This is a genomic window from Actinomyces sp. S6-Spd3 (assembly GCF_000758755.1).
In the GTDB taxonomy this organism is placed as follows: Bacteria; Actinomycetota; Actinomycetes; order Actinomycetales; family Actinomycetaceae; genus Pauljensenia.
In genome coordinates this window covers 1-534 of sequence record NZ_JRMV01000026.1, presented here as the reverse complement: position 1 = coordinate 534, position 534 = coordinate 1, and the positions used below count along the sequence as shown (strand labels likewise).

Annotated in this window: 1 pseudogene; it reads right to left on the bottom strand. The window is 51.1% G+C overall.

The window, feature by feature from the left end:
- Positions 1-534, bottom strand: a pseudogene (locus HMPREF1627_RS00195) (hypothetical protein); the annotation flags it as partial.

Sequence of the window (534 nt, the reverse complement as noted above, 5' to 3'; positions counted from 1 at the left end):
AAGAAAAGCTCGCTGTATATTCCCAGGATCGTCCTGCCCTTTAGTAATTTCCAATCCAGTTGCCTGGGCGTTAGGTTTCCTGTGAGTGCTTCAAATGCCATCGGATGGTGGCGGGTCACATGTGCCGCATAGGCTTTTTCAATAACGTCTGACAGTCCAACAAGATTGAGGGCTTTCTTGAGTGTCTTCTTGAACGTGGGATCCAACTGTGCAGCGGGGCCGCCGAAGTTGGGCAGGGAAGTTCCGGAGACATGCTCGTAGCGTTCGTTGGTGAAGCGGATGTACGGTTCACGATCGTCTCCCCAGGCCTTTGGCGTGCCGGTGAACCAACTGTCCCATGCCTTGGCTTCAAGCATGGGCATTGCCCACTGGAAGCCAAAATGCTCGTATGCCCGAACGGAATTGTTGATGTATTTTGCCTGACGTTCTAGCAGGTTGAACTGAATGAATACCAGTATCTTGTCCAGTTGATCTGCATCTGGCCAGTAATGTTGCAAGAATGCGGAAAGTTTATTGCGCGAGTAGCTGTGCGTT